The sequence below is a fragment of the Roseobacter sp. GAI101 genome (assembly GCF_000156335.1).
GTDB lineage: Bacteria > Pseudomonadota > Alphaproteobacteria > Rhodobacterales > Rhodobacteraceae > Sulfitobacter.
The window spans coordinates 91,665-117,172 of sequence record NZ_DS999215.1; the positions used below are offsets into that span (position 1 = coordinate 91,665).

Annotated in this window: 22 protein-coding genes; 10 read left to right on the forward strand and 12 right to left on the reverse strand. The window is 58.0% G+C overall.

Translation table 11 applies throughout. The features are described 5' to 3' along the window. Positions 1–44: 44 nt before the first annotated feature. A complete protein-coding gene (locus tag RGAI101_RS21370; RefSeq protein WP_008229896.1) occupies positions 45–398 on the reverse strand; it encodes a phasin family protein in 354 nt (117 codons plus the stop codon). Between the two features lie 157 nt (positions 399–555). Further along, positions 556–1,593 (reverse strand): sodium:calcium antiporter, encoded by a 1,038-nt coding sequence (locus tag RGAI101_RS19750; protein WP_008230136.1) that lies wholly within the window; start codon positions 1,591–1,593, stop codon positions 556–558. Between the two features lie 161 nt (positions 1,594–1,754). Between RGAI101_RS19750 and RGAI101_RS19755 the strand changes: the two genes are divergently transcribed. Further along, the gene (locus RGAI101_RS19755) at positions 1,755–2,897 is read left to right on the forward strand and encodes a site-2 protease family protein (RefSeq protein WP_008229964.1); all 1,143 of its coding nucleotides are present in this window, start codon (positions 1,755–1,757) and stop codon (positions 2,895–2,897) included. A gap of 265 nt (positions 2,898–3,162) precedes the next feature. Beyond that, positions 3,163–4,713, forward strand: a complete 1,551-nt coding sequence (locus RGAI101_RS19760) for a PAS domain S-box protein (RefSeq protein ID WP_008230083.1) — start codon at positions 3,163–3,165, stop codon at positions 4,711–4,713. On the opposite strand, the gene RGAI101_RS19765 is transcribed toward RGAI101_RS19760, so the two are convergent. After that, complete coding sequence (locus tag RGAI101_RS19765; RefSeq protein WP_050763276.1) at positions 4,656–5,462, reverse strand: response regulator; 807 nt, start codon at positions 5,460–5,462, stop codon at positions 4,656–4,658. The genes RGAI101_RS19760 and RGAI101_RS19765 overlap by 58 nt on opposite strands. Before the next feature lie 173 nt (positions 5,463–5,635). On the opposite strand from RGAI101_RS19765, the gene RGAI101_RS19770 reads away from it, so the two are divergent. Next, positions 5,636–6,310 carry a helix-turn-helix domain-containing protein gene (locus RGAI101_RS19770; protein WP_008229936.1) on the forward strand — a complete coding sequence of 225 codons (675 nt, stop codon included), beginning with the start codon at positions 5,636–5,638 and terminating at the stop codon, positions 6,308–6,310. 89 nt (positions 6,311–6,399) lie between these two features. On the opposite strand, the gene RGAI101_RS19775 is transcribed toward RGAI101_RS19770, so the two are convergent. Both RGAI101_RS19775 and RGAI101_RS19780 read right to left on the reverse strand, forming a co-directional pair. Continuing rightward, positions 6,400–6,831, reverse strand: coding sequence for a DUF2267 domain-containing protein (locus tag RGAI101_RS19775; RefSeq protein ID WP_037230344.1), 432 nt, complete (start codon positions 6,829–6,831; stop codon positions 6,400–6,402). A 20-nt stretch (positions 6,832–6,851) separates the two neighbouring features. Next, positions 6,852–8,033 (reverse strand): hypothetical protein, encoded by a 1,182-nt coding sequence (locus tag RGAI101_RS19780; protein ID WP_008230043.1) that lies wholly within the window; start codon positions 8,031–8,033, stop codon positions 6,852–6,854. 143 nt (positions 8,034–8,176) lie between these two features. Between RGAI101_RS19780 and RGAI101_RS19785 the strand changes: the two genes are divergently transcribed. From RGAI101_RS19785 to RGAI101_RS19795, 3 genes are all read left to right on the forward strand, one after another. Next, positions 8,177–9,016: a universal stress protein gene (locus tag RGAI101_RS19785; RefSeq protein ID WP_037230347.1), complete on the forward strand. Its 840-nt coding sequence runs from the start codon at positions 8,177–8,179 to the stop codon at positions 9,014–9,016. 210 nt (positions 9,017–9,226) lie between these two features. After that, positions 9,227–10,450: an arginine deiminase gene (locus tag RGAI101_RS19790; RefSeq protein WP_008229953.1), complete on the forward strand. Its 1,224-nt coding sequence runs from the start codon at positions 9,227–9,229 to the stop codon at positions 10,448–10,450. A gap of 115 nt (positions 10,451–10,565) precedes the next feature. Further along, positions 10,566–11,471 carry a carbamate kinase gene (locus tag RGAI101_RS19795; RefSeq protein WP_008229966.1) on the forward strand — a complete coding sequence of 302 codons (906 nt, stop codon included), beginning with the start codon at positions 10,566–10,568 and terminating at the stop codon, positions 11,469–11,471. A gap of 27 nt (positions 11,472–11,498) precedes the next feature. Here the strand turns inward: RGAI101_RS19795 and RGAI101_RS19800 are convergent, their stop codons facing one another. Beyond that, a complete protein-coding gene (locus RGAI101_RS19800) occupies positions 11,499–11,798 on the reverse strand; it encodes a chaperone modulator CbpM (RefSeq protein WP_008229935.1) in 300 nt (99 codons plus the stop codon). 257 nt (positions 11,799–12,055) lie between these two features. Here RGAI101_RS19800 and RGAI101_RS19805 point away from each other — a divergent pair, with 257 nt between their 5' ends. Then, positions 12,056–12,901, forward strand: a complete 846-nt coding sequence (locus RGAI101_RS19805) for a universal stress protein (RefSeq protein WP_037230349.1) — start codon at positions 12,056–12,058, stop codon at positions 12,899–12,901. Positions 12,902–12,996: 95 nt separating this feature from the next. On the opposite strand, the gene RGAI101_RS19810 is transcribed toward RGAI101_RS19805, so the two are convergent. The 5 genes from RGAI101_RS19810 to trxC form a co-directional block, all read right to left on the reverse strand. Beyond that, a complete protein-coding gene (locus RGAI101_RS19810) occupies positions 12,997–13,428 on the reverse strand; it encodes a TIGR01244 family sulfur transferase (protein WP_008229889.1) in 432 nt (143 codons plus the stop codon). 37 nt (positions 13,429–13,465) lie between these two features. Further along, positions 13,466–14,350 carry an MBL fold metallo-hydrolase gene (locus RGAI101_RS19815; protein ID WP_037230468.1) on the reverse strand — a complete coding sequence of 295 codons (885 nt, stop codon included), beginning with the start codon at positions 14,348–14,350 and terminating at the stop codon, positions 13,466–13,468. 143 nt (positions 14,351–14,493) lie between these two features. Continuing rightward, positions 14,494–15,324 (reverse strand): DUF6544 family protein, encoded by an 831-nt coding sequence (locus tag RGAI101_RS19820; RefSeq protein ID WP_008230096.1) that lies wholly within the window; start codon positions 15,322–15,324, stop codon positions 14,494–14,496. A 42-nt stretch (positions 15,325–15,366) separates the two neighbouring features. Next, positions 15,367–15,600: a hypothetical protein gene (locus RGAI101_RS19825; protein ID WP_037230351.1), complete on the reverse strand. Its 234-nt coding sequence runs from the start codon at positions 15,598–15,600 to the stop codon at positions 15,367–15,369. A gap of 118 nt (positions 15,601–15,718) precedes the next feature. Then, positions 15,719–16,153: a thioredoxin TrxC gene (trxC, locus tag RGAI101_RS19830; RefSeq protein WP_050763277.1), complete on the reverse strand. Its 435-nt coding sequence runs from the start codon at positions 16,151–16,153 to the stop codon at positions 15,719–15,721. Between the two features lie 281 nt (positions 16,154–16,434). On the opposite strand from trxC, the gene RGAI101_RS19835 reads away from it, so the two are divergent. The 3 genes from RGAI101_RS19835 to RGAI101_RS19845 are packed head-to-tail and all read left to right on the forward strand — an operon-like array spanning position 16,435 to position 20,973. Next, positions 16,435–18,933 carry a Lon protease family protein gene (locus RGAI101_RS19835; protein ID WP_198133747.1) on the forward strand — a complete coding sequence of 833 codons (2,499 nt, stop codon included), beginning with the start codon at positions 16,435–16,437 and terminating at the stop codon, positions 18,931–18,933. Continuing rightward, positions 18,930–19,727, forward strand: a complete 798-nt coding sequence (locus tag RGAI101_RS19840; protein ID WP_008229898.1) for a hypothetical protein — start codon at positions 18,930–18,932, stop codon at positions 19,725–19,727. The genes RGAI101_RS19835 and RGAI101_RS19840 overlap by 4 nt, the downstream gene beginning before the upstream one ends. Next, positions 19,717–20,973, forward strand: a complete 1,257-nt coding sequence (locus tag RGAI101_RS19845; RefSeq protein ID WP_008230049.1) for an APC family permease — start codon at positions 19,717–19,719, stop codon at positions 20,971–20,973. Before RGAI101_RS19840 ends, RGAI101_RS19845 begins: the two co-directional genes overlap by 11 nt. A 65-nt stretch (positions 20,974–21,038) precedes the next feature. Here the strand turns inward: RGAI101_RS19845 and RGAI101_RS19850 are convergent, their stop codons facing one another. Then, positions 21,039–25,505, reverse strand: coding sequence for a chemotaxis protein CheB (locus RGAI101_RS19850; RefSeq protein ID WP_008230095.1), 4,467 nt, complete (start codon positions 25,503–25,505; stop codon positions 21,039–21,041). Positions 25,506–25,508 lie beyond the last annotated feature (3 nt).

The window sequence follows — 25,508 nt, forward strand, 5'->3', positions numbered from 1 at the left end:
GTGCCCCGCCCCGCCCCGCCCCGGCACGGCCCCCATGGCTGCGGTCAGCTGCGGTCTTCGCCGTCCGGTAACTTCAGGGCTTTTGTGCCCATCTCGACCAGCTTGCTGGTCTCGGCTTGGTATTGGTCAATCGCTCTTTGCAAGTACTGGCCACGGATATGCTGAAGGTTCGCCACGTTCTTGCAGTGCAGAAGCTCGTGCTGAACCTTGACGTCTTCCTTGATGCGTTCAGCCACGAAATCGGCCATTTCCGCGCTCATGTCGCTGAGCGCTTCCACCCATGCGGTGCCCATGCCCATCATACTGCCAAATCCGGCCTTCTGAATCTGCGTCATCGCGCTGAAAGGATCGGTTGCTGAAGAGGTCTTGGGGGTTTGGGTCTGAGGTTTGTCGACCATCTCGGGTCCTCCGGTTGATGAAGTTACGGGTGCACGCTAGGCTGGAATGCCGCGGAGGCCTTGATATTGCTCAATCGTTGCCAAGCCCCGAGGGTCGAAAAGAAGATATTGGCGGCGACGGTTGTCCTGCGACGCACAAGACCATCGCGGCGGCCATTCACCGCACATAATAATACGCGGCGATGCTGGCCAGAAACGTCAACATCACAAGGATTGAATCAAGCCCGATTGACCCGATCCACGGCTTGCGCCGTACGATCAACCCGACCAGATAGATCGACGTCACGGTCAGCCCAAAGGCCAGCGAAAGGCTGACCATCGGCGAGGTGTTTTGCAGGATCGGCCCCGAGCGGAACAGGATATCGGCTGGAAATACCAGCACCAGCATGATCAGGTTGCTGCCGAATATATTCGAGATCGCCATGGTATAGGCCCCGATGCGCACGGCGGCGATGCTGGTGCTCAGCTCTGGCAATGACGTGGCACCTGCCAGCAATGTCACACCGATGAACCCGGTACCAAGCCCTGATTGATCCGCAATGCGGTCGGCAAACACGACAAGCAGCAGACCAAAGACCAGAATGGCGATGCAGGCGAACACGGCCTGCCAGATCAGATTTACATTCCCCGCCTGCCCCAGCCCGGTCGGCGCAGGAAAGACCAGCGGTTCGGGGTCCGGCAGATCGACGGGCACCCAGTCACTGCTGGCATCATAGCGGCGCAACAGCCAGATCGCACCGCCATAGATCACCGCGATGCAAAGGCTGCCAAGGCCCACGCCGGCAAACACGAAGGTCTCTCCCAGATTGGTGATGATCAGGGTCACGGACAACAGCAGGACCAGCAATGTCGCCTCAAGCGCGTGGTTGGCCTTGCGGGGATAGTTGGTGATCGGCCCGTGGGCCCAGAAATCTGCCATCGCCAGAATGGCCGTCTGCAAGGCGATGCCGCCGAACAGGTTGTTCAGCACCAGATTGCGCGATTGCTGGGCTGCCGCGCTAAGGGTCGTCGCAACCTCTGGCAGTGACGTCGCCAATGACAAAAGCAGCAGACCTACAAGCGATTTGCCCAGCTTGAACCGGTCCGCCAGGGCATCTGCCAGATAGGCCAGCCGCGCCCCTGCAACCCAGACGCACGCGGCGCTAAAGGTGAAGAAGGCCAGACTTTGAAGCAGGGATGTGGCGGGGATATGCATCGATGCGCTTTAGCAAACCGCGCCTTGGTCTTTCTTGACATGGCTCAATCCCGGCGGGCACGGGACCGATTGGCGATTACAGTCTTGGCCAAGCGGCTTGAGCGATATCAATCAGGGGCGCGGCAATCGCAGTAGGTTGAGCGCAGAAAGCGGAGCCGATTATGTTCTCAAATGCCGTAAAACTCTTTTCTCTCGGTGGTATCGAAATCAAGGTCGACCCCAGCTGGGTGATCATTGCCTCGTTGATAACGTGGAGCCTGTCGCGCCAGTATTTCCCCGAAGTCCTGCCCGAGGCGTCAAACCGAACATATCTGGCAATGGGATTGCTGGGGATGTTGGGCCTGTTCTCATCGCTATTATTGCATGAATTGGCGCATTCCGTCGTGGCAATACGTCTGGGGGTACCGATCAAAAGCATCACGTTGTTCATCTTCGGCGGCATGGCCGAACTCGGGAAGGAACCGACATCGGCGCGGGATGAATTCTGGATTGCGCTGGCGGGACCCGTCATGTCTTTTTGTCTGGCAACCGGATTTTGGACATTCGCCCAAGGGGTCTGGCTGGCCGCCGGACCTTTCGCGCTTGTCGAAGTGCTGTTTTATCTGGCGCTGATCAATCTGCTGCTTGCTCTTTTCAATCTGGTGCCCGCGTTTCCGCTGGATGGCGGGCGGGTGTTGCGGGCGTATCTGTGGCACCGCAGCGGGGATGTGCTGGCGGCGACCCAGACCGCCGCGCGATCCGGTACGTTCTTCGGGTATCTTCTGATGGGGCTCGGGGTGTTGGCGCTTTTTCAGGGGGCGTTCGTCGCGGGCCTGTGGCAGCTGATGATCGGCGGGTTCGTCCTGATGGCGGCGCGGGCCAGCTATGTCTCGCAACTGGCCCGCACCGTCTTTGAGGACAAGCCGGTAAGCGCGCTGATGTCGCGTCATCCGATCACCGTGGGCCCCAATATGACCCTGTTGGAACTGGCCAATCAGGTCATGCTGCGCCACGGTGTCAGCTTCGTGCCCGTGGTCGAGGGCAACGTTCTGCTGGGGCATGTGGATCAATCCGTCCTTGAAGGGATCGAGCATCAGAACTGGGGTAATACGCGGGTTGGCGATGTCTTTTTCGGCCTTGACGAAAGCGTGATGATTGCGCCGGAATTGCCGATCCCGGACCTTCTCAAGCTGATCGCGGCGACGGGGCACCGCAAGTTCATGGTCGTGCTGGACCACCATCTGCTTGGCGTGATCACGCTGGCGGATCTGACGCGGTTTCTGGACTACAGCGCTGTTGCCGAGCCTCGGCAACGGCATGTTTAGGGGGATGGAAAGGCCGGGCACATTACGGAAACGGGACGTCGATTTGGTCAAGTGCTTGATCAAGCGCGCCATTTTGCAAGCGGCTGGTGGGCGCGCGCCAGTTCTTGATGAAGTAACGCTCTTATGACTTGCCTTCTCTGCAAACCGACCTAATATTCAACTATAACGTGTCGGCTTAAACCAGCCCCGCCTTCTACAAAAGGGTCATTTCAGACTTGCACCTGTCGCGCAGCATTTGGCAGGGTTGGCAAAAGGGATTTAACGCATGGGTAATGCCAAGGAAGACAGCGCGGTTTTACAAGCGATCCTTGAAGCTGCTGTGGATGCCATCATCGTGTCGGATCAGGACGGAACAATCCTGCGTGCCAATCCGGCAGCGGCGAGGTTGTTCAGGTATGACGTTGCCGAAATGGTCGGGAAAAGCGTGAACATGCTGATGCCCCGCGCGATGGCCGACATTCATGACGGCTTCATGTCGCATCATCTTGAGACAGGTGAAAAGCGGATCATAGGGATCGGCCGCGATGTCGAGGGCAAGCGCAAGGATTGCTCTGTGTTTCCGCTCCATCTTTCCGTCGGCCACTCAAAGATTGCCGGAAAGCGCATATTCATCGGGATTCTGCATGATCTCACCCACCGCAAAGCGACCGAAGACGCGCTTGCCCGGTCGCGGCGGTTGGATGCGATCGGTCAGATGACCGGCGGGATTGCACATGATTTCAATAATCTGCTGACGGTGATCGTCGGCAATCTGGAATTGCTTGAAATGCGCGGGGCCAATCCGCAGCAACTCGCCTTGATCAGGGACGCGCTTGAATCGGCCGAACTGGGGGCGGATTTAACGTCCCGCTTGATGATCTTTGCGCGGAAAAGCCATCTTAAACCCGAACGATCCGATCTGCGGCAGGTCTGCTCGGACACGCTGGCGCTGCTGGAGCGGACGGTGGGGGCGACCTTTGATATCAAAATCGACTTTGCCGAAAATCTGGACACGGTGATGATTGACCCCGTTCAGTTGAAGTCCGCTGTGATGAATCTTGCGCTGAATGCGCGTGATGCGATGGGGACCAGTGGCGAATTGCTGGTTTCGCTTCAGAATGTGACCATCGACGATACCTTTATGGCCGAGGAAACTGACATGGAGGCGGGCGATTACGTGCGCCTGTCCGTCAGCGACAACGGTGCCGGAATGAGCCTTGAGGCGCAGCGCCGCGCATTCGAACCATTCTTCACGACGAAGTCGGACAGCGGTGGAACGGGGCTGGGACTGGCGATGGTGTACGGCTTCGTGCGTCAGTCGGGGGGGCATGTCAGACTGTACAGTGAACTGGGTCTTGGCACCAGTTTCGGCCTTTATTTCCCGGCACTGGCGCAAGCGGGTGGATATCAGGCGGGGGATGCCCGTAGCAATGCCGTAGTACCGCCAGCCCGCGGAAACGGGGAAACAATTCTGGTGGTCGAAGACAACCCCAAGGTGCGCAAACTGTCGATTGAACGCGTCCGCGACCTCGGGTTTCTGGCTCTCGAGGCGCAAAGCGGCGATCAGGCATATCAGATCCTCAAAGACGGTGCGCATGTCGATCTTGTGTTCTCGGATCTGGTCATGCCAGGCACGTTGAACGGCTATGACCTTGCTGCCAAGATCTCGCTGGAATTCCCACAGCTCAAGGTGCTGTTGACCTCTGGTTACGCCAGCGATGTCATCAAAACGAGTCTGGCCCGTGAACGGCCCTATGACGTCTTGCACAAGCCTTATCGTCAGTCCGAATTGGCGCAGAAGCTCAAAGTGCTTTTTAGCGATTGCTCTGCCGCCTGAATCACCTTGACCTCGCAGGCAAACGAATAGCCGACGCCGCGTACCGTCTTGATCAATTTCGGGTCTGACGGGTCACGCTCGATTTTCTTGCGCAGACGGGCGATCTGGTTGTCGATGGCACGGTCCATAGGGTTCCACTCCAGACCTCCCGTCAGGTCCATCAGTTGATCGCGGGACAGGACGCGCTTGGGTCTGTTGAGAAACACATCAAGCAGTTTGAAATCGCCACTGGTCAGGCTACACTCGGCACCGTTGCGGTCTATCAATTTCATCTGGTCCGGAATAGCGATCATGCCATCAAAGGAAAAATAGACGCTGTCAGAGGAATCATCCTGGCTGACGGCCTCCGTCCCGGCGGGTTCCTTCGTACTCTCATACTTCGCTGCGCTTCGGCGCAGGACGCTTCTGATCCGGGCAAGAACCTCTCGGACATGAAAGGGTTTGGTGATGTAATCATCCGCCCCGACTTCAAGCCCGACAACACGGTCGATCACATCCTCCTTTCCGGTCACCATGATGATGGGAAGATGTGATGTCTTCCTGATTTTCCGCGCCAGATCGACGCCGCTTTCGGACCCCAGATTCAAATCCAGGGTGATTAGCATGATGTCCGAGCTTGCAATCGCCGCCATGACGTCGCTTGCATTTTCCGCTTCCAGTACACCAAAACCGTCACCCTCCAGCACGTTGCGCAGCAGGTTTCTGATTTTAGGATCGTCATCGACAACAAGAATTTTCTGGTTAGTCATATGGCCTCCATCTACCCCTGAAGGGGCTGGTCGAAGAAGTTGATTAAATATAAATTGTGTCTTGGAAATTGAGAAGCATTGTTACAAATTAATACAAATACCCATACCGTAAGATTAATCCGAATTACATTCACCAATCAAGGTGACCTCAAATCAAATAGGAGGTTCACCATATGTATGTCACGATTCCCAATGAACACGGTACCCCTTGTGCATTTACTCCGCTTGTTTCCACCCTTCCCCAAACCGCAGAAACCCGCCTGAAAACCGGTGCTTATCTGTACTATGAAGGCGACGAGGTTGAGTGGCTTTATCAAGTGAACAGCGGTGTTTTGCGGCTGACGCGCCTGCTTTCCGATGGTCGTCGTCAAGTCATTGCTTTCGGCTATCCTGGTGATATCGTTGGGTTTCCTTCTGCAAATATACATCATACCGACTGCGAAGCATTGACCGATGTGCGCCTGCAACCTTTCCGGCGTTCCGCCCTCGAGAGTGGTGAGGGCGACCCCCAGTTGCATACTGCCCTTTTGCAGGCTGCATTGCGCGAAATCAGCGGGATGCAGGATCACTTCATGATGCTTGGCCGGAAGTCGGCGAGTGAAAAGTTGGCCTCTTTTTTATGTGTACTGGCCGAAAGGGTAGGAATAGACTTAGGTGCATATCGAAGTGTAACGCTCCCGATGAGCCGATCCGACATCGCCGACTTTCTGGGTTTGACGACTGAAACCGTTAGCCGGACCTTTACCCAGTTGCGCAAAAGCAAGATCATCGCGATCGACAACATCTACACCATTATCATCCAGCGCCCGACTGCCTTGCTTGAATTGTCGATGGGCGATTGTGACTGACCCTTGAATGCAGCATCTGCTGTTTGGTCCGGACGCCACGGGAAAAGGCTTCCCCGTGGCGTCTGCCTTTGTACTGCGGGGTCTGGAGACTAGGGGGCGGCCCAAAGATCACGGATCGGCTCGGACAACGTGGCGCGAAGGTCTTCGACCTCTCCCCTGCTGAGGCGGTTGTTCAGCAGATCAAACACGCATTTGATGTCTTCACGGCCCCGGTATTCTTCCGCATCGCCCATCTGGGCCGCGATGAAGGCGCTGAAATCGTTGACATGGCGTTCCTTGATCGGCGTGTGCTTGGGCATCCAGCCTTCAAAGAAGAACCCGCGTATCAGCAGGGGCAGTTGCGCGGACATCTGGGCCACTTCGTTCACCACCAGATGATCCCGCACGTGGCGCAAGGTAACCCGCAACAGGCGCAACACACTGCGTTTCGACGACCAGTCAAGGCGCTCGGCCAGTTCGTTGATCCACTCGTGGGTCAGATGGACGCTGTTGTCGATCACTTCCAAACCTTGGGCTGTCATGGGCATTCTCCTGTGTAAGGTCATTCTTCGAGGGGTTTGAGGTCAACATCCAAGGCGACGTCGGGATTGCCGAGCAATGATTGAAAGACGGAGCGCGTCATCGCGCCGATGCCAAGCAGGACCAGCGTGAAATTCGCGACCCAGCCGACGAAGGGGATGAAATTGAGCAGGGCGACAAAGATGATCGCAGCCGCGAACACCAGCAGGCGCGCGACATTGCTTGGCTCGTCCGAACCACCCAGGGCCGACCACAGCCGCATCGAGACACTGTAGGCACCTAACGCATAGCCAAGAGTCCAGAGCACCACGATGGCCAACAAAACCACCGGCACGAAGGGAAGACCGACAATCGTCATCGCGGTGATCGGAACCATGCCGAACAACACCGACAGGCCGATCACACCAAGCAGAAGGCTCTGGCCGGGGGCCTCAGCAATGCTGCGGCGCATTTTCGCCAGACGTTTGGGCATGAACCCCAGCATCAGGGCCCCCAGCACCAGAAAGAACAAAAGCGCGATGGCAAACCCGAACAGGATGGACATGAAGGTCGGGAAAGCGGGCATATCCTTGCCCATGTCTTGCCATTCCTCCCAGACACGTCCGCCTGCAATCTTTTCAAAGACCACACGGTCGGCGGGGGCGACGCGGTCGGGAACGGGAATTTTTCCCTCTGTACTATAGGTCAGCGTGCCACTGACGACAGCATCGGGCCCGAAGGTCAGCGTTTGCGCAAGAATACGGGCATCGCCGCCAATTGCAGCATTCAGGATCACATCGCGTCCGATCACCGACAGCGCCCCCTGAACCGGGCCCTCGATCGTCACGGTATTGCCCAGCAGGCGCGCATTGCCCTGGGTCAGAGAGCTGCTTTCGGTACGCAGGGACAGCCCCGCGGCCGTCATGTCCTCTGCGACGGCACTGCGGACCACCAATGTGCCGCCCATCGCATAAAGGTCTTCGACCACGTCCGTATTGACCGATATGTCCAGCCCGGCGATGTGCAGATCGCCCTGCGTGGCACCGTCTACGTTGACCGAACGGGCCGCCATAAAGGTATCACCGACAGTATCCACCGATTGGCTAAGCTGTGATCCGGCGAAAAACGTATCGTCACCGTTACGGGCAGAAACTGTGTCGGCCAAGGAGGCCGTTGACATGCCCAAAGCGGCAAGGACGGCCAATGCGTGTGTGAAAGTGAACATAAAAAGTTCCTCGACCGAATTTGGGATTCTTTCTTGGAGTAGCGGAAAACGCGAACGACCGATTGACTGGGATCAATCGGATATCTGCACGTCTTGCTAGAGATAATGGGATGCTGAACCTGTCGGAGAAAAGGAATGACCGCATGGGACCGAAGACGATACTGGTCTGCCTGACCACCCCCGAAAACACCGAAACGCTGTTGAAAGTCGCGGTTCCCCTTGCACGCAAACACGGTGCCCATCTGATCGGGCTGCACACGGTCGAGGCATTGCTGGTCTATCCGGGCATTGCCATGCACATCCCCGAACCTGCCTTTGCCACGTTCAATGCCAGCCAGAAGCAGGAGTCCGAGGCGATCAAGGAGGTCTTTACCAAACATACGAAGATCGAGGATTTCGTCAGCGAATTCCGGTTGATCCGCGCCGAGGCTGTGTCTGCCGTGGAACGGATGGTCGAATGCGCGCGGGCGGCGGACCTTGTGATCATGTCGCACGAAGACAAGGAGCATGACCGGTATGACCAGCGGCACGCGCAGGTTCAGGTGATCCGTGAAAGCGGGCGCCCCGTTGTCGTGGTCCCGCTGAATTATGACGGCCCCGAGATCGGCACGAACCTGTTGCTGGGCTGGAGCGACACCAGAGAAGCGGCACGCGCCGCCCATGATATGGTGGGGCTTGCCGATGAAGGCGCAACCCTCACGGTGTTGCGTGTCGTCAAGGCCCAGCAAGATGCGTTGAAAGACGGCGATGCGATTGACATGGTCGAGATGTTTGCACGGCATGGCCTGAAGCCGACGCTGGAGTACCGCGAACCGATGGGGACCAGCATCGCGGAGGTGTTGAACAAGGCGGCTTTCGAATTGGGGGCGGACCTGATTGCAACCGGTGCCTTTGGCCACTCGCGCACCTATGATTTCGTCCTTGGCGCTACCACACATGCGCTGCTGCGGGACCAGAAGGTGCCGATCCTTTTCAGCAAATAACAGCAGGCGCAGCACGTCCGGTTATGACCCATCTCAATCCGTGCACCCTGTGCGACGCTATGATCCGAAGACTTCGCCACCCTTTCGAAAGGAATGATCGATGGCCCCTGTCACTGGTTTTCACGGCCCTTCGTCCTTTGGCGCGACCATTTTTGACAGGGCATTCCTGTCGCGGGTGTGCATGGCGCTGTTCTGCGCGGTCATGATGCCATGACCGGCGGGCTTGGTGTATATTCAGAGATCGGCAAACTGCGGACGGTCATGGTGTCCCGCCCCGGTCTGGCGCATGAACGCCTGACCCCTGGTAATTGCGATGCACTGCTGTTTGACAACGTCTTCTGGGTTGATGAGGCCCGCAGGGACCATTTCGAGTTTTGCGAAAGGATGCGGGACCGGGGTGTCGAGGTCTTGGAACAGCATGATCTTCTGACGGACATCCTGGGACAGCCCGACGCCCGCCAATGGCTGTTGGACCGCAAGATCACCGAAGACCACATCGGCGTCGGCATGATGGACGAATTGCGCAGCTGGCTGAATGAATTGCCTCCCGCCCCCGTGACGCGGTTTTTGACGGGGGGGATCACGGTCAGCGATCTGCCATTCAAGCCGCACGGCATGTTCGGCAGGTTTCTCGGCCCTGACGGCTTTGTCCTGCCGCCTCTGCCCAATCTGCTGTTTGCCCGCGACAGCAGCAGCTGGATCTTTGGCGGGGTCACGCTGAACCCCATGCACTGGCCCGCACGCCAGCAAGAGACGTTGATCGCCGCCGCGATCTATCGGTTTCACCCGCGCTTTACAGGCGTGGCAAAGGTCTTGTGGGGTGATCCAGACCTTGATTTCGGCCCCGCCACGCTTGAAGGCGGAGACGTGATGCCGCTCGGCAAAGGTTGCGTTCTCATCGGGGTTGGCCAAAGGACGACGCCACAAGCAGCCGGGCAATTGGCGGTATCGCTTTTTGAACAGGGGGTCGCAGAACGCGTGATTGCCTGCCAGATTCCGGAGTCTCGTGCGGCGATGCATCTTGATACCGTGTTTTCGTTCTGCGACCGCGATCTTGTGACCAGCTTTACGCAGGTTGCGGACAAGATCAGGTGTTATTCGCTTTACCCAGATGACAAACACGTCCTGCGGGTGGTCAAGGACCCCGGCCATATCTTTGACGTGGTGCAACAGGCGCTGTCCATCCCGGCCTTGCGCATCATCGGTACCGGCGGTGATCACTTTGAACAGGAACGCGAACAATGGGACAACGGCAACAATGTTGTCGCCCTAGAGCCGGGCGTGGTGCTGGCCTATGACCGCAACGTTCACACCAACACGCAGCTACGGAAGGCGGGGATCGAAGTCATCACCACACGCGGTGCGGAACTAAGCCGGGGACACGGGGGTGGTCATTGCATGACCTGTCCCGTCTCACGCGATCCTGTGGCGTAGCACCATGGCACGCGATGCCGGGTCCTGGTCTTGCTTTGGCCTTTACGGCGCTAAACCACTGCCGCCCGATCATACGATCGGCAAGACCGGATTGGTCACAACATGGGGGACTTGAATGCGTATTGTCGTTTCCCTGGGCGGAAATGTCCTGTCAAAGCGGGGTGAGGCCCTGACGGCCGCGATCCAGCGGGCCAGCATCCGCGTCGCGGCCCAATCCCTTGCCGGCCTGCTGGATGCGGGCCACGAGGTCGTCATCACCCACGGCAATGGACCGCAGATCGGTTATCTGTCGTTGCAGGGCGGGTCCTTTCCGCTTGACGTGCTTGGGGCTGAAACCGACGGCATGATCGGCTATGTGCTGCAACAGGAACTGGACAACGCCTATGCCCCGGCTGCCAACTATGCGACTCTTCTGACCCAGATCGAGGTTGACCCGAAAGACCCTGCGTTTCAGGCCCCGACCAAGTTCATCGGCCCGATTTATACCGAAAAGGACGCAGCAAGACTAAGCGCGCAACGCGGTTGGACCATAGGGCAGGACGAGGGGCATTTTCGCCGCACGGTGCCATCACCACGACCCAAGCGGATCCTTGAACTTGATGTCATCCGCATGCTGCTGCGGCAAAAGGTGGTTGTCATCTGTGCAGGCGGGGGCGGCATTCCCGTTGTCCAGAAGCCTGACGGCACGCTGATTGGAATCGAAGCCGTCATCGACAAGGATCACGCCAGCGGGCTTCTGGCCCGTGCCCTGCATGCGGATGCCTTTTTGATGCTGACCGACGTAGAGGGCGTGTTTAGCGATTGGGGCATGCCCGATCAGGCCGTGATCAACCGCGCCACCCCGGACGGGCTTGCCGATATGTCGTTCCCTGCCGGTTCCATGGGCCCCAAGGTCGAGGCCGCGTGCGACTTTGTCCGTGCCACGGGCGGCTTTGCGGCAATCGGACGGCTTTCGGATTGTTCTACGCTGGTCGCGGGGTCGACGGGCACGCGGATCAGCTTGGCTACGACGGTGCCCTAGCACGAAGGTGCCTCGTTCCCTACCCTGTCAAACAGGCTCGTGCTGGGCCAGACGGCGCATGATGGTATCGCGTTCCTCAAGCAGGGCCAGCACCAGCGCGACGCCTGCCGTGTTGATCCCAAGATCACGGTTCAAGCGCCGGGCTTTCTTGGCCCGCACGATGTTCGTGCCGACAAAGCGCCAGTTGCCGCTGGTGCTGCCCACGGGTTCAAGCACGCCATGCTCTACCAGATCGACGACCCAGGTTTCGTCAGCATGGCAAAAACGGCACAGATCCTGCAATGACAACGCCTCAACCGTATCGCTTCGCAATGTGGTCTTTTTCATCTTTCGGTTCCTCCAAAATGGGCGCGCGGATCACACAACCCACAGGGCGCTGCGTTCCGCCGCGAAGAACAGCAGGCGCGCTGACGTCCTCTGTGAACACCATCTGCCAACTGTCCGTTCATCCGGTTTCGCCCCACCGTGTCACGAAATTCAGGCCCGTATTTGATCTGGATCATTTGGAATGCGAGCGGGCTGTGCCAGTTTGCACAATACCGCCTGCGCTGATTGGCCGGTGCCACTTTGGAATGGAGAACAACATGAAACGCCGGACAATCCTGTATGTGATGACTGCTGACACCCCGGACAGCCAGATCAGCGATGCTGCCGAAGCAGCAGCGGCGGATGACAACCGCCTGCTTTGCCTGATACTGGGGGCAGCGCCCGTCTTGCCGGTGTATGCCTACGGCGTGGCCCCTTACGGCGGCATGAACATCCCCGACAACTGGCCCGAAATGGTCGCCGAGGCAAAGCAGGCCCAACAAGACCGGGTTCAGGAGGTCGAAGCGTTGCTGGCCCGAAGCAACACCTCGGGCGATGTCCAGTCAGCCTTGTGCGTGTCCGTTGATTTCAAACACCACGTCTCGCAGGTGGCGCGGGTAGCCGACGAGGCGTATTTTGCCGACAACCTGTCTGATACGCCCGAAATCCTGCGCGAATCCGCTGCCGGAATCCTGTTCCATTCGCCCATCGGATTTCGACTGAACGGGTCGCCCTCCCATAGCGCCAAACAGATCTTCGTGGCATGGGACAGCAGCAATGCGGCCGCGGCGTCCGTACATGCCGCCCTGCCCTTGTTGAAGGAAGCCCAGGAGGTCGTGATCGGCTGCATTGATCCGGTCATGACCGCCGAACGGGATGGCCAGGACCCCGGTACGGATGTTGCCGCATGGCTTAGTCACCACGGTTGCAAGGTCACGGTCTCGCAATTTCCCAGCGGCGGTCTGGACGTGGGGCAATGCATTCAGGACCGCGCCAAGGAGGTTGGGGCTGACCTTGTGGTCATGGGGGCCTACGGTCATGCGAGGATGATCCAAACCGTTCTAGGGGGCACCACACGATCAATGATCGAACAAAAGGCACTCCCCGTCTTTCTGGCGCATTAACAAAGGCTTGAAGTCAGGAAAGGTGCGCCGGGCAAAGACTGATGCCTGGCGTACCTGTTGCAATCCTCATGACAGTATGGGGGATACCCGCGGGATCAACCCGTTGGCTTACCGCGATCTGTCGCCTGTCGCACGACATCTTTGACGTCATATCCCGCGTTCCTGGTGGCACTCAGTATCTCGGACAGCGGCATGTCCTGCGCCTTGGCCAAAGACCACAACGCAGCCGACCGCATGCCCGTTCGGCAATAAGCCAGAATGGGCTTTGGCAGTATATTCAGTGCATTGCTGAATTCCGCCACTGACTCGTCATTGAAAATTCCGCCGGAAACGGGAATGTGGCGCATCTCGATCCCCTGTTTCTGCGCTTTGTTCGACAGGTCCTGAAATCTGGGCTGGCCTGCGTCTTCGCCGTCGGGACGGTTGCAGATGATGGATCGAATGCCCTTGTCCCGCAGCAATGCAAAATCAGCCTCCGTGATCTGCGGCGCGATATAGAACTGGTCTGAAATTTCTTTGATATCCATAAATATCTCACTTTCTTAGGACGACTGATACCAGCGGTCAGATCGCGTTGATCGGAACCTTGAGCATCAGCCTACTGCTTTTGGTCTTGGGCAAGGCACCGGCGCGCATGTTCACCTGAAGGGACGGCAGGATCAGCTTGGGAACGTCCAGCGTCGCGTCCCGTGCCTCGCGGAATTTTATGTAGTCCGCGCGGGTCTTGCCCTTGCCGACATGGATGTTGTTTGCCTTTTCTTCCGCCACAGTGGTTTCCCACATGAAATCGCGGTCATCGGGGGCATAGTCATGGCACATGAACAGGCGCATGTCGTCCGGCAGCGCCAGCACCCTCTGAATGGAATCGTACAGTTGCCCCGCGTCACCACCGGGAAAATCGGCGCGCGCAGACCCGCCATCGGGCATGAATAATGTGTCACCGACAAAGGCGGCATCACCGATCACATGCACCATGCAGGCCGGTGTGTGACCCGGTGTGTGGATCGCAAACGCGGACAAGCCGCCGATTTCATAGATATCACCATCCTTGAACAAGCGGTCGAACTGGGAGCCGTCGCGCTGGAAATCGGTGCCTTCGTCGAAGACCTTGCCAAAGGTGTCCTGCACGACGGTAATCTGGTCCCCGATCCCGATCTTGCCGCCCAGTTTGGATTGAATATAGGGGGCCGCAGACAGATGGTCCGCATGCACATGCGTTTCGATCAACCACTCAAGCTTTAGCTTGTTTTTCTCGATATAGGCGATGATTTCGTCAGCGTGTTCATATGAAATCCGGCCGGCGGGATAATTGATGTCCATCACGGAATCAATCACGGCACATGAGGTCGATCCAGGGTCCATCACGATATGACTGATCGTGAAGGTCTGGGGATCGAAGAAGGATTCAATCTCGGGGTGGACATGCATGTTCGTCGGATGGTCTGACATCGTTTTCTCCATTCCGGGCTTTGGTCAAAAGCGAGAGCCGCCGAATGCGGACTTGGGTGACCAGATCACACTGGGTTGAAATGCCCCGCCTCGGGTTGAGATTTATCAATGGCGCAGCAGTGAGATGAAGGATGCGACAGCGGTTATTCCAGATAGGAAATGTCGGTCACATCCGCGATGAAGAACGGAAAATACCTGTCAGTACCAAAGAAGTTTCCCGCTTCGACATGGGTCGGAACCCGGTACCCCTGAAAGCTTTGAAATTTTGACAGAAACCCGCCAAACGGCTGTTCCTGATACTGTTTCTCTGGATTCGCGTTGCTCCAACGCGGGAAAGTCACACTTAGGGGCTGACCATCCGTATCGACCGTGACGTCAACGCTTTGCGTCATGGTACCGTGGCGGACAGTTACCTTTGCCACATCCGGCCCGACTGGCTGCCACGTCACACCCCGCCCCGGCAATACCGCAGCAGGGGTCCAGAAAACAGCTTCTGCCACCATGCGTCCGAAAGCGGCGCGGGCGTGATCCTTGTCCCCTCCGGCGCGGGCGACGGGGACGATGCCCCCCATCCAGAACCGGGTCCACGCGGTGCTGTCAGACCCCGACATGGGCAACAAACCCGACTGCGTGCGCATTTTCCACACAAAGCCATGCGGCGACGCCAAGACCTGCCGCGCGCGCATTTCAAGATAGTCCGGCCGATCCTTGTCGCCCAGACTGAACAGACCGGTCATCGACAGGTCGGCAACTGTCAAAAGCGGCGTTCCCTTTGCAATGGCGAACCGGAAATACCGCTGCGCGGGCTCCGGCAAATCTGCAACCATCGCGGGGTCAAACCGTCTGGGGGCCTGTGGCTGCAAGGCCAACAGGCGGACCATCTCCGTACGGTCCGCATCGTGATCACGCGAACGCCACCCCGCCAATATGGCAAAGACAACCGCAAGCGACGCACCAAACAACGCCATTTTCATGGGGCAGGCCCTGCCTGAACCAAACCGCCGTTCATCAACTTGCTAGACTGGAAAATTGCCGTTTTCAAAAGGGTCATACATCGGGTCCTCCGGATGATTGGAGGGCTCTGGAACTTCCGGCGACGCGGGGTCCGTCGCGGGGTCCATTGGCTGTGGATCCTCTGGCAGTCCCGGTTCCTTTTCGGGATCGACGGGCATGGGGGCTTCCTTGGGGGGATCTTTTGGCGTTTCTTCGGGCGGGTCGTCAGATGTGGGCCGTGGCGTTGACTGGGTCATGTCGCGTCCTTTCCGTGGGTCGCCACATGACTACCGCACGGCGCGGGTTGCCGAATTGATCAGCATCAATGACGCTTGCCTTTCGCAGGCAGAAACGGCGGAAGGATAAGAAATCTTTTCAAAGATGTTGGCGCACGAATGCTTCGATATCCGCCGCAGGGCGGGCACCGGACAGCCGCGCGATTTCCTTGCCCTTGGCATAGAGGATCAACAGCGGAATGCCCCTGATCTGCAACCGTTGGGAAACAGCCTGAAACTGCTGCGTGTCGATCTTGGCAAAACGGGCCTTGGACCGCAACGCTTTGGCCGCCGTCGCGAATTCGGGGGCCATCGTCCGGCACGGGCCGCACCAGGGGGCCCAGTAATCAATGATCAACGGCAGGTCGTCCGTCACCGTGGCTTTGTCATGCTGACGTTCCCCGATTGCAGCGACATCGCCAGTGACCAGCAGGGCACCGCATTTCGCGCATTTCGGACTGGCGTCAAGCTTGGCAGCGGGAAAACGGTTCGCCTGCCCGCAGGACAGACAGCTTAGTTTGAGAGTCTCCTTCATCGTCTGCATTCCTTTCCGCCATTGAGCTGTGTCTGTGATCTGGCCGCCTAAAGCCTCGTCCATCCCGCGTTTGTTACGGCAGGATCGCCGTGTCCATTTGACGACGATCAATCCGCCCCCGGAAACAGGAACAATGCGAATTGATACGTGTCAATCAGGCAGGTCCGGAAATCTGTGAGAGTAATGACAGACAAGTGGCAGATATCAGGAGTTTTCTCATGCACCTCGTCCTTTCACGGCCTGATTTTCCACGGCTTCAATCGGCGTGAATGGAAATTGATGTGGTCGGCAAAGCACGCAAAAAGTCAGCCCTCCCCGCTGGGTTATCGTTCAAGCGTCTGCGCGCGGAATGTGACCCCGAAACGCTTGGGTTCGACACCACCGCATCGCTGAAGCCGGCACGCGGGTTGACCGGACAGGATCGTGCGATTGATGCGATCAAATTATCCGCCAATATCGACCACAAGGATTTCAATCTATACGTTTTGGGCCGCGAGGGCACCGGGCGGCATACTGCGGTTGCCAGACTGCTGTCGGATGCCGCCGCAACGCGCCCGCTTCCGTGCGACTGGGTCTACGTCAACAATTTTGATGCACCACACAAACCCCACGCGATGAAACTCACACCCGGCACCGCAGCCGAGTTGAAACTGGCGATGCAGAGCCTGGTTGATGATCTGGCCAATGACATACCCGCCCTGTTTGAATCCGAGGACTATCAAACGCAGCGCCGCGCCATCGAGGAGGAGTTCGGCCAAAAGCACGAAGAACCCATCGCAGAATTCTCTGAACGCGCACACGCGCAGAACGTTGCATTGTTGCGGACCCCGATGGGGTTCATGTTGTCGGCGATTGTGGACGGTAAACCCATCAAGCCGGAGGTGTACGAGGCGTTGCCCACAGAGCAACGCAAGGCAATCGACACTAAGATCGAGGAATTGCAAAAGCAACTGGCAGATATCCTCAAGCATGGCCCGCAACTGGAAAAGGAACACCGGCACCGGATCGAAGAGTTGCATGCCGCGATGGCCGAGCAGATCGTTTCGATCCGGATGAAAGAGGTCGAAACCCAGTTCGCGCAGGCCGACAACGTCTTGGCCTATCTGGAAAATGTGCGTGTGGACATGATTTCCAACGCCGAACTGTTCCTGATGTCGGTGACCAGACCCAATGGGGGGCCGTTCCCCGAAGTCATCCATAAGTACCATCAGGACCCGCGTTTTGACCGATACGCAGTTAATATCATGGTCTCGCACGACGAAGCCCCGCCCGCCGCACCGATTGTGACCGAGGAAATGCCATCACTTGGTCATCTGACAGGCCGGATCGAATACGTCTCCGAGATGGGTACCCTGTCGACCAATTTCACGCTGATCAAACCCGGTGCGCTGCACCGCGCGAATGGCGGCTATCTGGTACTGGATGCCAACCGCATCCTGTCCGAACCCTACGCGTGGGATACGCTCAAGCGATGTCTGCAAAGCCAGTCCATCTCCATCACCTCGCTAGCCGAACGCCTGAGCCTGTCGTCAACGGTGACGCTTGAACCCGACCCCATCCCGCTGGATATCCGGATCATTCTGGTCGGTGGCAGGCGGCTTCACATGTTGCTGCTGCATCTCGATCCGGAATTCGGCAAGTTGTTCAAGCTTGAGGCTGATTTCGAAGATGATCTGCCGCGCACGGCCAAAAACACCCGCGCACTGGCACGGATTGTGGCCGGATATGCGAGCAGGGAAAACCTCAAGCCGCTGACAGCCGCCGCCGTTGCCGCCTTGCTGGATCACGCTGTCCGGCTTGCCGGCGACAGCACGAAACTGACGCTTGAGCTTTCCAAGTTGACGGATGTCATGCGAGAGGCTGATTTTTACGCCACGGGCCACAAGCAAGATCTGATTTCCGACGATGATATCGACCATGCGATCAAGCAATCCGTGCTGCGGGGATCGCGCATCAAGGAACGGATGCAAGAGGCCGTGACGCGCAAAACCATCCTGATCGACGTGAAAGGACAGTCGGTCGGCCAGATAAACGGCCTGTCCGTTGTCGGGATCGGCAAGAACCCCTTTGGGCGGCCATCGCGCATCACGGCCCGCGTGCGCATGGGCAGCGGCAGGCTGGTCGATATCGAACGCGAGGTCGAACTCGGCGGTCCGCTGCACTCCAAGGGCGTGCTTATTCTGGGCAGCTATCTCGCCTCGCATTATGCGCTGGATGTCCCGATGTCGTTGCATGCAAGTCTGGTGTTCGAACAAAGCTATGGCGGCATAGACGGGGATAGCGCGTCGTCAGCCGAACTTTATGCCCTGCTTTCGGCATTGTCCGGCGTGTCGATCCGCCAGGGCTTTGCCGTGACGGGGTCGGTGAACCAGAACGGTGATGTGCAAGCCATCGGCGGCGTCAATGAAAAGATCGAGGGGTTTTTCGACATCTGCATGGCGCAAGGCCTGACCGGCGATCAGGGCGTTCTTATCCCGGCGTCGAATGTCGATCATCTCATGCTGCGCCGCGACGTCGTCGAGGCAGCCAAATCAGAGGATTTCCGTGTCATACCCGTCAAAACGATTGATCAGGGGATAGAAATTTTGACAGGGACGCCTGCGGGCAAACGTGGCCGTCGCGGGAAGTTTCCGGAAGACAGCATCAACGGCAAAGTCGAAGCACAATTACATGCCTTTGCGGAAACCCGCCGCCAGTTCGGTGCCAAAGACGATGGCGGCGCAGATGCGGGGCCGGATATGGATGCCGACATCGGCACAGACTTGGGGGCGGGCCGATGAACACGGTGCGCCGTCCCGGCCTGCGGATTCTCGTGGGTGCAGGGTCATATGCAGATGCCGCAGCAGGGTTGCGGATCATCGAACATTTGCCAAGCACCTTCTTTGCTGGCCTTGGCGGCATCCTCGTCGAAGAGGTCGACATTTTCGCGACATGTCAGATCCCAGACCAACGCATCGTTCTGCTTAGCGGCAAGACGGCATTGGCCCCAAGCCATGCGCAACTGCACACTCTCTTGAGGGCCGATGCACGTGCGTTCCGACGTATTCTGGCGCGGGCAGCCGGTCCGAGCGGAGCGCAATGGGCCTTCATGCAAGACAAGGGGGAACTTGTCAGGACCGCGCTGCGCGCCGCAGCAGGATGGGATGTTCTTGTGCTGGGGTATCGCCAAATTCACAAGATTCCGGGCAAGATCATTCTCTTGCAAAACTCCGGCACCCCAAGTGCCGAAATGGAAGAAGCATCCAGTCGCCTTTCACACCAACTGTCGGCGCAGCGATTTGTATTTTCAGTTCGGGAGAACGGTGATGATGGTCTCGACGCGCCGCCTTCAACAGCCTTTCAATTCAAGACCCTAGATGACGCCCTCGCCGCTCTTGGGCGTCAGAATGCACAGGCCGTGCTGATGGACTTTGCGCGGGGTCCTATTCGGGATCAGACCGATCTGTTGCGTCTTCTTGAAGCGGCGCGATGTCCGGTGGTCGTGTTTAGTGCGTCAAACAACCCTTCTCTGCTTGAGCACAACACGCATATTCCCCCCGCCCCTGCCAAACCAGAGCGCGATGATGACGGCTGACCCCGACCCAGGCCCGCCATCGCAGACCACGCCCCCCACCACACTGCGGCGCGCCATTACGCTGCCGCTTTTGGTGTTTTACGGATTGGGGGTCACGATCGGGGCGGGCATCTATGTGCTTGTCGGCGCGACGGCAGTGCAGGCCGGGATCCATGCGCCGGTGTCCTTTCTTGTCGCCGCTTTCGTCATGCTGTTCAGCGCCAGCAGTTTTAGCGAACTTTCAGGCCGTTTCCCCCAAAGCGCAGGCGAAGCCGCCTATGTCGAAGCGGCCTTCAGGTTGCCGTCCCTGACAGTGCTGACAGGGGCCTTGTTGCTTGTCGCCGGGACCATTTCCGCATCGGCGATTGCGGTTGGCTGTGCGGGCTATGTCGCGTTGCTTGTGCCGCTGCCCCTTTGGTTGATCATCACGCTGACTGTTCTGTTTTCCGGGCTGGTCGCCGCGTGGGGTGTCGTTGAATCGGTAAAATTTGCCGCAGTCCTGACCATCGTCGAAGTGCTGGGACTGGTCGTCGTCGTGATCGCTGGCATATGGCACCAACCGGAGATCATCCTTGCCCTGCCGTCCGTTTTACCCGACCCGTCGGACACGCCCGCGCTGGCTTCAATCGGCATGGCCAGCCTGCTCGCCTTCTTTGCCTTCATCGGGTTCGATGGTATGGTCAACATCGTCGAAGAAACCGAAAATCCCGCCCGCAACATGCCGTTGGGCATCTTCATCACCTTGATGATCACAACGCTGCTTTACTTTTCGGTGGCGGCCATTGCCGTGTTGCTTCTGCCTCTCGAAGACTTGGGCCGTTCGGCCGCGCCTATCAGCCTGCTGTTCGAAAGCCTTACCGGGATGTCGCCGATCGCGATTACGCTTGTCGCGATTGCGGCGACGCTGAACGGGGTCATCATTCAGGCCATCTTATCGGCACGCATCATCTATGGCATGGCCAAGGTAGGCCGTCTGCCCAAGGGGCTGGCCCAGCTGAATGCCCGCACACGCACGCCCTTGCTGGCGACCGCGCTGGTGACCGGCTGCACCCTGGTCTTTGCGGTGTTCTTCCCCATCGGCATTCTGGCTGAACGCACATCGCAGGTCGTGCTTGTGGTCTTTATCCTGATCAACCTGTCGCTCTTGCGGATCAAATGGCGCGGCGATCCGGCACCTGACGGGATATTCATCGTGCCGGCTATTGTACCCGTGATCGGCCTTGTCACCTGCATCGCCATGCTTGTCGGGCCGGTCCTTATCGGCTGAAACACGCGGATTGCGCCGCGCGGGCGACAATCAGCGTGCATCTGACGAAATCTTGGAAAGGCCTGTCAGTCCAGTATCTCGCGCAACTTTCGTGCCAATTCCCGCAAGCCGTAGGGCTTCCGAAGAACGCGGTAGCCGGAGTCGTTGGTGTTCCTGTTTGGCTCGACCCCTTTTGCATAGCCCGTCGCCAACAGGATCTTGACCCCTGGACGCAAAGCCAGTGCTTTCTTGGCGACATCGAAACCCGTCATCCCGCCCGGCATCAGGACGTCAGACAAGACCAGGTCTATATCGTCGCGCTTCTTCAATATCTCCATCGCTGCAGGGCCGTCTTGCGCGGCAACAACTTTGTACTGCAATTCCTCAAGGCGGGTCACTGTCAGGCGCCGCACCTTTTCATCATCCTCAACCACCAGAATCGTTTCTGTCCCGGTTTCCGAACCTTGCTCCAAAGGTTGAGCCTCGACAGTGGCCGCGCGCCCCTCGGCGACGGGCAGGAACAGCTTTATGGTCGCGCCCTCTCCGATCTTGCTGTGGATCGCGACGTGCCCGCCTGACTGCTTGGCAAAGCCGTACACCATGCTTAGCCCCAGACCGGACCCGGCACCGGGCCCCTTGGTGGTGAAAAACGGTTCGAACACCCGCGATTGGGTTTCCGGTGTCATGCCGACGCCCGTATCCGTCACGGACAGGCATACGTAATCGCCGGGCGTGACGTCGACCTGCGTCGCGGCATAGGCAGCATCCAGCGTCACATTGCTGGTTTCGATGATAAGCGTCCCGCCATCGGGCATCGCGTCGCGCGCATTTATCGCCAAGTTCAGGATGACGCTTTCGATCTGTCCGGGATCTGCCACTGTCGCGGCCAGATCGTCAGCAAGCCGCGTTTCAATGGCAATCTGTTCGTTCAGCGTCCGTGTCAGGATCGGAAGCATCGTTTTGACCAATTTATTCAACGCGACATTTTCCGGCGCAAGGGACTGCCTTTTCGCGAAGGACAACAGCTGGCTGGTCAGTGCGGCACCCAGGTTGGACGCCTCCAGCGCTTCCTTGATCAGCCCATGCAACTTCTTTTCGTCGGTGCGCATCTCGAGAAGCTCAAGATTGCCGATAACCACCGTCAGAAGATTGTTGAAGTCATGCGCCAAACCGCCCGTCAGTTGGCCGACGGCCTCCATCTTCTGGGCGCGGTGCAATTCGGCCTGCCGCTCCTTCTCGGTGGTCAGGTCCTGCATGATGCCCAGAAAGTGCCGCACACCGTCCAGCTTCAATTCTGACACCGTCAGCCGGATCGGGACACGGGACCCGTCCTTGCGTCCGCCGAACATTTCGCGACCGACACCGATGATCTTTTTCTCTCCCGTCTTGAGGTAGTGCTCAAGATAGCTGTCATGCTTGCTGCGGTCCGGTTCGGACATCAATATGTTGACGTTCTTGCCGATCACCTCGTCGGCGCTGAACCCGAATATGGTCTCAGCCCCGGGGCTGAAACTGCCGATGATGCCCTCTTCGTCTATCGTCACGATCGCTTCCGGTGCCGCCTCGAGAATGGCGCTCAGCCGGGCTTCGCGGTCCAGAATGGCACGCTGCGCCTTCTTTTGTTCGGTCACATCCTCGACTGCCAGCAGGATGGATTCTTCGTCTTTTGGCCGCCCTTCGATCCTGCGGGCATTCAAAAGCATTTCGCGATGTCCCAACTCGCCGGCATCCAGGCTTATATCAAAGGCCTCGACCGTGACCTTCTCGGGCAGGACGGTTTCCAGCAATTCGCGCAGCCGCGGGACAAGCCATTGCTTGTTCTGGATCGCGAACAGATCCTTTCCGATGATGTCGGCCCCTTCGGTTGCGAACATGCGATTGAAGGACAGGCTCGCCGATAGGATCTTGAAATTGCCGTCAAGCACAAGCATCGGTTCACGCACGGTGCTGATGATGCTTTCTGCAAACTCGCGGGCGGCGGCGGTTTCACGTTGCAGCACCTTGAGGTCGGACACTTCGGAGAAGGTCACCGCGACCCCGTCGATCTTGCCGCTTTGCGTGCGGTAGGGAAGGATGCGGCGGACGAACCAGCGTCCGTCGTTGCTTTCGACCTCGCACTCGGAGGTGACCAGCGTGTCAAGGACCTTTTCGGCATCCTTGAGAAGTTCCGGATCCTTGACCTTGCCGGTGATGTCGCTGAACGGGCGCCCGATGTCCTTGGTGATCAGGTTGAACAGATCGCGCACGGCCGGCGTAAACCGCATGATCTTGAAATCCGTATCCAGAAACAGCGTAGCGATCCCCGAACTTGACAGCAGGTTGTTCAGGTCGTCGGACATGCGGCGTTCGTCGTCGATCTTCTGCTGCAGCTGCGTGTTAAGCGTCGTCAGCTCTTCGTTGAGCGATTGAAGCTCTTCCTTGGATGTCTCAAGCTCTTCGTTCGTCGATTGGAACTCCTCGTTCATCGACATGGCTTCTTCGTTGACGGCCTTCAACTCTTCGGTTGACCGTTCATAGTCACGTATCGTCGTGCGCAGATCGGCGCGTGTGGTCTCAAGCTCCTGTTCAAGCTGGCGGTTGACCTCTGCGTTGGGTTCTTCCGATGCCAGCACAGCTTCCTTGGCGGGCTGGTCCGCGAAAGTGACCAGAAACAGCTTGGCTTCGCCATACGCAACAGGGTGCACATGGATCGTGACCCCTACCCTTTTGTTGCCACGCGTGATCGTGGCGCGTTCCACGGCATCGGCATCTTCTGCCCGCGCCTTGCGTATGGCGCTGCTCAGGCGTGCGCGCAGTCCCTGACGTGCCATGGCCAAAAGGTCACGGCTTGTTTCGCCCGAAGGCACCCTGAGGTAATCATCGGTGGGCCCTTCGAGGTAAAGCGCCTCTGACTGGGTGTTGATCAGAACAGCGGCAGGGGCATAGTGTTCGACAAGCAGGCTTTGGCTAAGCTCAGCCAGTTTGTTGCTGGTGGCCGGAAAATGGCCCCGCGTCGGGATGGTCGCCGGGTTTGCAAAGGGGCGTTGCACGATCGGAAAATCGAACGCACGGCTGCGCGTGTGCGGCACACGCTTGTAAAGGCGGTATTTTTTCGACACCGGCTCAAACAGGGCTTCGTAATTGCCTGTCGTCTCGGACATTCCCAAAAACAAAATGCCGCTTTCATTGAGCGCAAAGTGGAACAGCTGCATGACCCGTTCCTGCGCATCAGGCGTCAGGTAAATCATTAAATTGCGGCACGAGATCATGTCGATCTTCGAGAAAGGCGCATCCGACAGGACGTTCTGATTGGCAAAGACCACCGCGTCACGCAGTTCCGGTGTCACGCGGTAGCTGTGATCTTCAGCAAGAAAAAAGCGTTTCAGCCTGCTTTCAGAGACATCTTCGGCGATCGATTCAGGGTAGACGCCATTGCGCGCGATCGCCAAGGCGCGTTCATCGACGTCCGAGGCGAAGACCTGCAATTTCACGTTCTTGCGCAGGGTCGATATCTTTTCGATGATGACCATCGCCAGCGAATAGGCTTCTTCGCCAGTGGCACATCCCGGTACCCAGATCCGGACGGGATGTCCCGCATCGTGGGATTTGACCAGTCCGTCGATCACGTTCTTTTCAAGAAATTCGAAAGCTTCCGCATCCCGGAAAAACGACGTGACGCTGATCAGAAGATCTGTGCAGAGGTTCTGCGCCTCTTCGTCCGAGTCCTTCAGGAGCGCGAGGTAATCGCCCGAATTCTCCATGTGGCGCAACGCCATCCGCCGTTCGATCCGGCGCAGCAACGTGCCATCTTTGTAAAGGTTGAAGTCGATTGGCGAATGGGCTTTCAAGACTTCGATGATCTGTTCGAGAGAGTCCTTCGCATTTTCGCCAAGAACCTTTTTCACTTTACTATTCTTGACGAAGGGATGGCGGACGTAATCCGCAATAATGTCGGGCATCTTGGCAACTTCGACAACATGATCCGCCGCCCCGGTCGCAATCGCGCTGCGCGGCATACCGTCATGCTGTGCTTCAATGGGGTCTTGTACCAAGACGATGCCGTTTTTTTCCTTGATCTCGCGGATGGCGGCAGACCCGTCACTGCCGGTTCCCGACATGATCACAGCGATTGCGTTCTGACCCAGATCCTTGGCCAATGACCGCAGAAACATGTCAATCGGCAGGCGCGTCCCGCGCCGGTCCGTCGGCTTGGAAAGGTGCAGGACACCGTCCCTGATTTCCAGATAGTAGTTTGGGGGGATCACATACACATGATCCGCCTGCACGACGCTATTATCCTCGGCCAGCACCACTGGCATATCCGTATGTGTGGCCAGAATATCTGCCATCAGGCTTTTGTGATCCGGGTCCACATGGTGAACCATGACAAAGGCCGTTCCTGTGTCAGACGGTGTCGCGTCCAGAAAATCACTATAGGCCAGAAGGCCCCCGGCAGAGGCACCCAGCCCGACGACAGGGATGGCACCCTTTGCCGCTACCTTGGCCTTGGCACCCGCTGACTGGGTTGGCTTGGGCTTGCGCTTTGCCGTTGCTTTTGTTGTTTTTCGCGCCATGTC

What these genes read in the sequence shown, in the direction of transcription:
- RGAI101_RS21370 (WP_008229896.1), bottom strand. Translation starts at nt 398, where the DNA reads ATGGTCGACAAACCTCAGACCCAAACCCCCAAGACCTCTTCAGCAACC.
- RGAI101_RS19750 (WP_008230136.1), bottom strand. Translation starts at nt 1,593, where the DNA reads ATGCATATCCCCGCCACATCCCTGCTTCAAAGTCTGGCCTTCTTCACC.
- RGAI101_RS19755 (WP_008229964.1), top strand. Translation starts at nt 1,755, where the DNA reads ATGTTCTCAAATGCCGTAAAACTCTTTTCTCTCGGTGGTATCGAAATC.
- RGAI101_RS19760 (WP_008230083.1), top strand. Translation starts at nt 3,163, where the DNA reads ATGGGTAATGCCAAGGAAGACAGCGCGGTTTTACAAGCGATCCTTGAA.
- RGAI101_RS19765 (WP_050763276.1), bottom strand. Translation starts at nt 5,462, where the DNA reads ATGACTAACCAGAAAATTCTTGTTGTCGATGACGATCCTAAAATCAGA.
- RGAI101_RS19770 (WP_008229936.1), top strand. Translation starts at nt 5,636, where the DNA reads ATGTATGTCACGATTCCCAATGAACACGGTACCCCTTGTGCATTTACT.
- RGAI101_RS19775 (WP_037230344.1), bottom strand. Translation starts at nt 6,831, where the DNA reads ATGACAGCCCAAGGTTTGGAAGTGATCGACAACAGCGTCCATCTGACC.
- RGAI101_RS19780 (WP_008230043.1), bottom strand. Translation starts at nt 8,033, where the DNA reads ATGTTCACTTTCACACACGCATTGGCCGTCCTTGCCGCTTTGGGCATG.
- RGAI101_RS19785 (WP_037230347.1), top strand. Translation starts at nt 8,177, where the DNA reads ATGGGACCGAAGACGATACTGGTCTGCCTGACCACCCCCGAAAACACC.
- RGAI101_RS19790 (WP_008229953.1), top strand. Translation starts at nt 9,227, where the DNA reads ATGACCGGCGGGCTTGGTGTATATTCAGAGATCGGCAAACTGCGGACG.
- RGAI101_RS19795 (WP_008229966.1), top strand. Translation starts at nt 10,566, where the DNA reads ATGCGTATTGTCGTTTCCCTGGGCGGAAATGTCCTGTCAAAGCGGGGT.
- RGAI101_RS19800 (WP_008229935.1), bottom strand. Translation starts at nt 11,798, where the DNA reads ATGAAAAAGACCACATTGCGAAGCGATACGGTTGAGGCGTTGTCATTG.
- RGAI101_RS19805 (WP_037230349.1), top strand. Translation starts at nt 12,056, where the DNA reads ATGAAACGCCGGACAATCCTGTATGTGATGACTGCTGACACCCCGGAC.
- RGAI101_RS19810 (WP_008229889.1), bottom strand. Translation starts at nt 13,428, where the DNA reads ATGGATATCAAAGAAATTTCAGACCAGTTCTATATCGCGCCGCAGATC.
- RGAI101_RS19815 (WP_037230468.1), bottom strand. Translation starts at nt 14,350, where the DNA reads ATGTCAGACCATCCGACGAACATGCATGTCCACCCCGAGATTGAATCC.
- RGAI101_RS19820 (WP_008230096.1), bottom strand. Translation starts at nt 15,324, where the DNA reads ATGAAAATGGCGTTGTTTGGTGCGTCGCTTGCGGTTGTCTTTGCCATA.
- RGAI101_RS19825 (WP_037230351.1), bottom strand. Translation starts at nt 15,600, where the DNA reads ATGACCCAGTCAACGCCACGGCCCACATCTGACGACCCGCCCGAAGAA.
- trxC (WP_050763277.1), bottom strand. Translation starts at nt 16,153, where the DNA reads ATGAAGGAGACTCTCAAACTAAGCTGTCTGTCCTGCGGGCAGGCGAAC.
- RGAI101_RS19840 (WP_008229898.1), top strand. Translation starts at nt 18,930, where the DNA reads ATGAACACGGTGCGCCGTCCCGGCCTGCGGATTCTCGTGGGTGCAGGG.
- RGAI101_RS19845 (WP_008230049.1), top strand. Translation starts at nt 19,717, where the DNA reads ATGACGGCTGACCCCGACCCAGGCCCGCCATCGCAGACCACGCCCCCC.
- RGAI101_RS19850 (WP_008230095.1), bottom strand. Translation starts at nt 25,505, where the DNA reads ATGGCGCGAAAAACAACAAAAGCAACGGCAAAGCGCAAGCCCAAGCCA.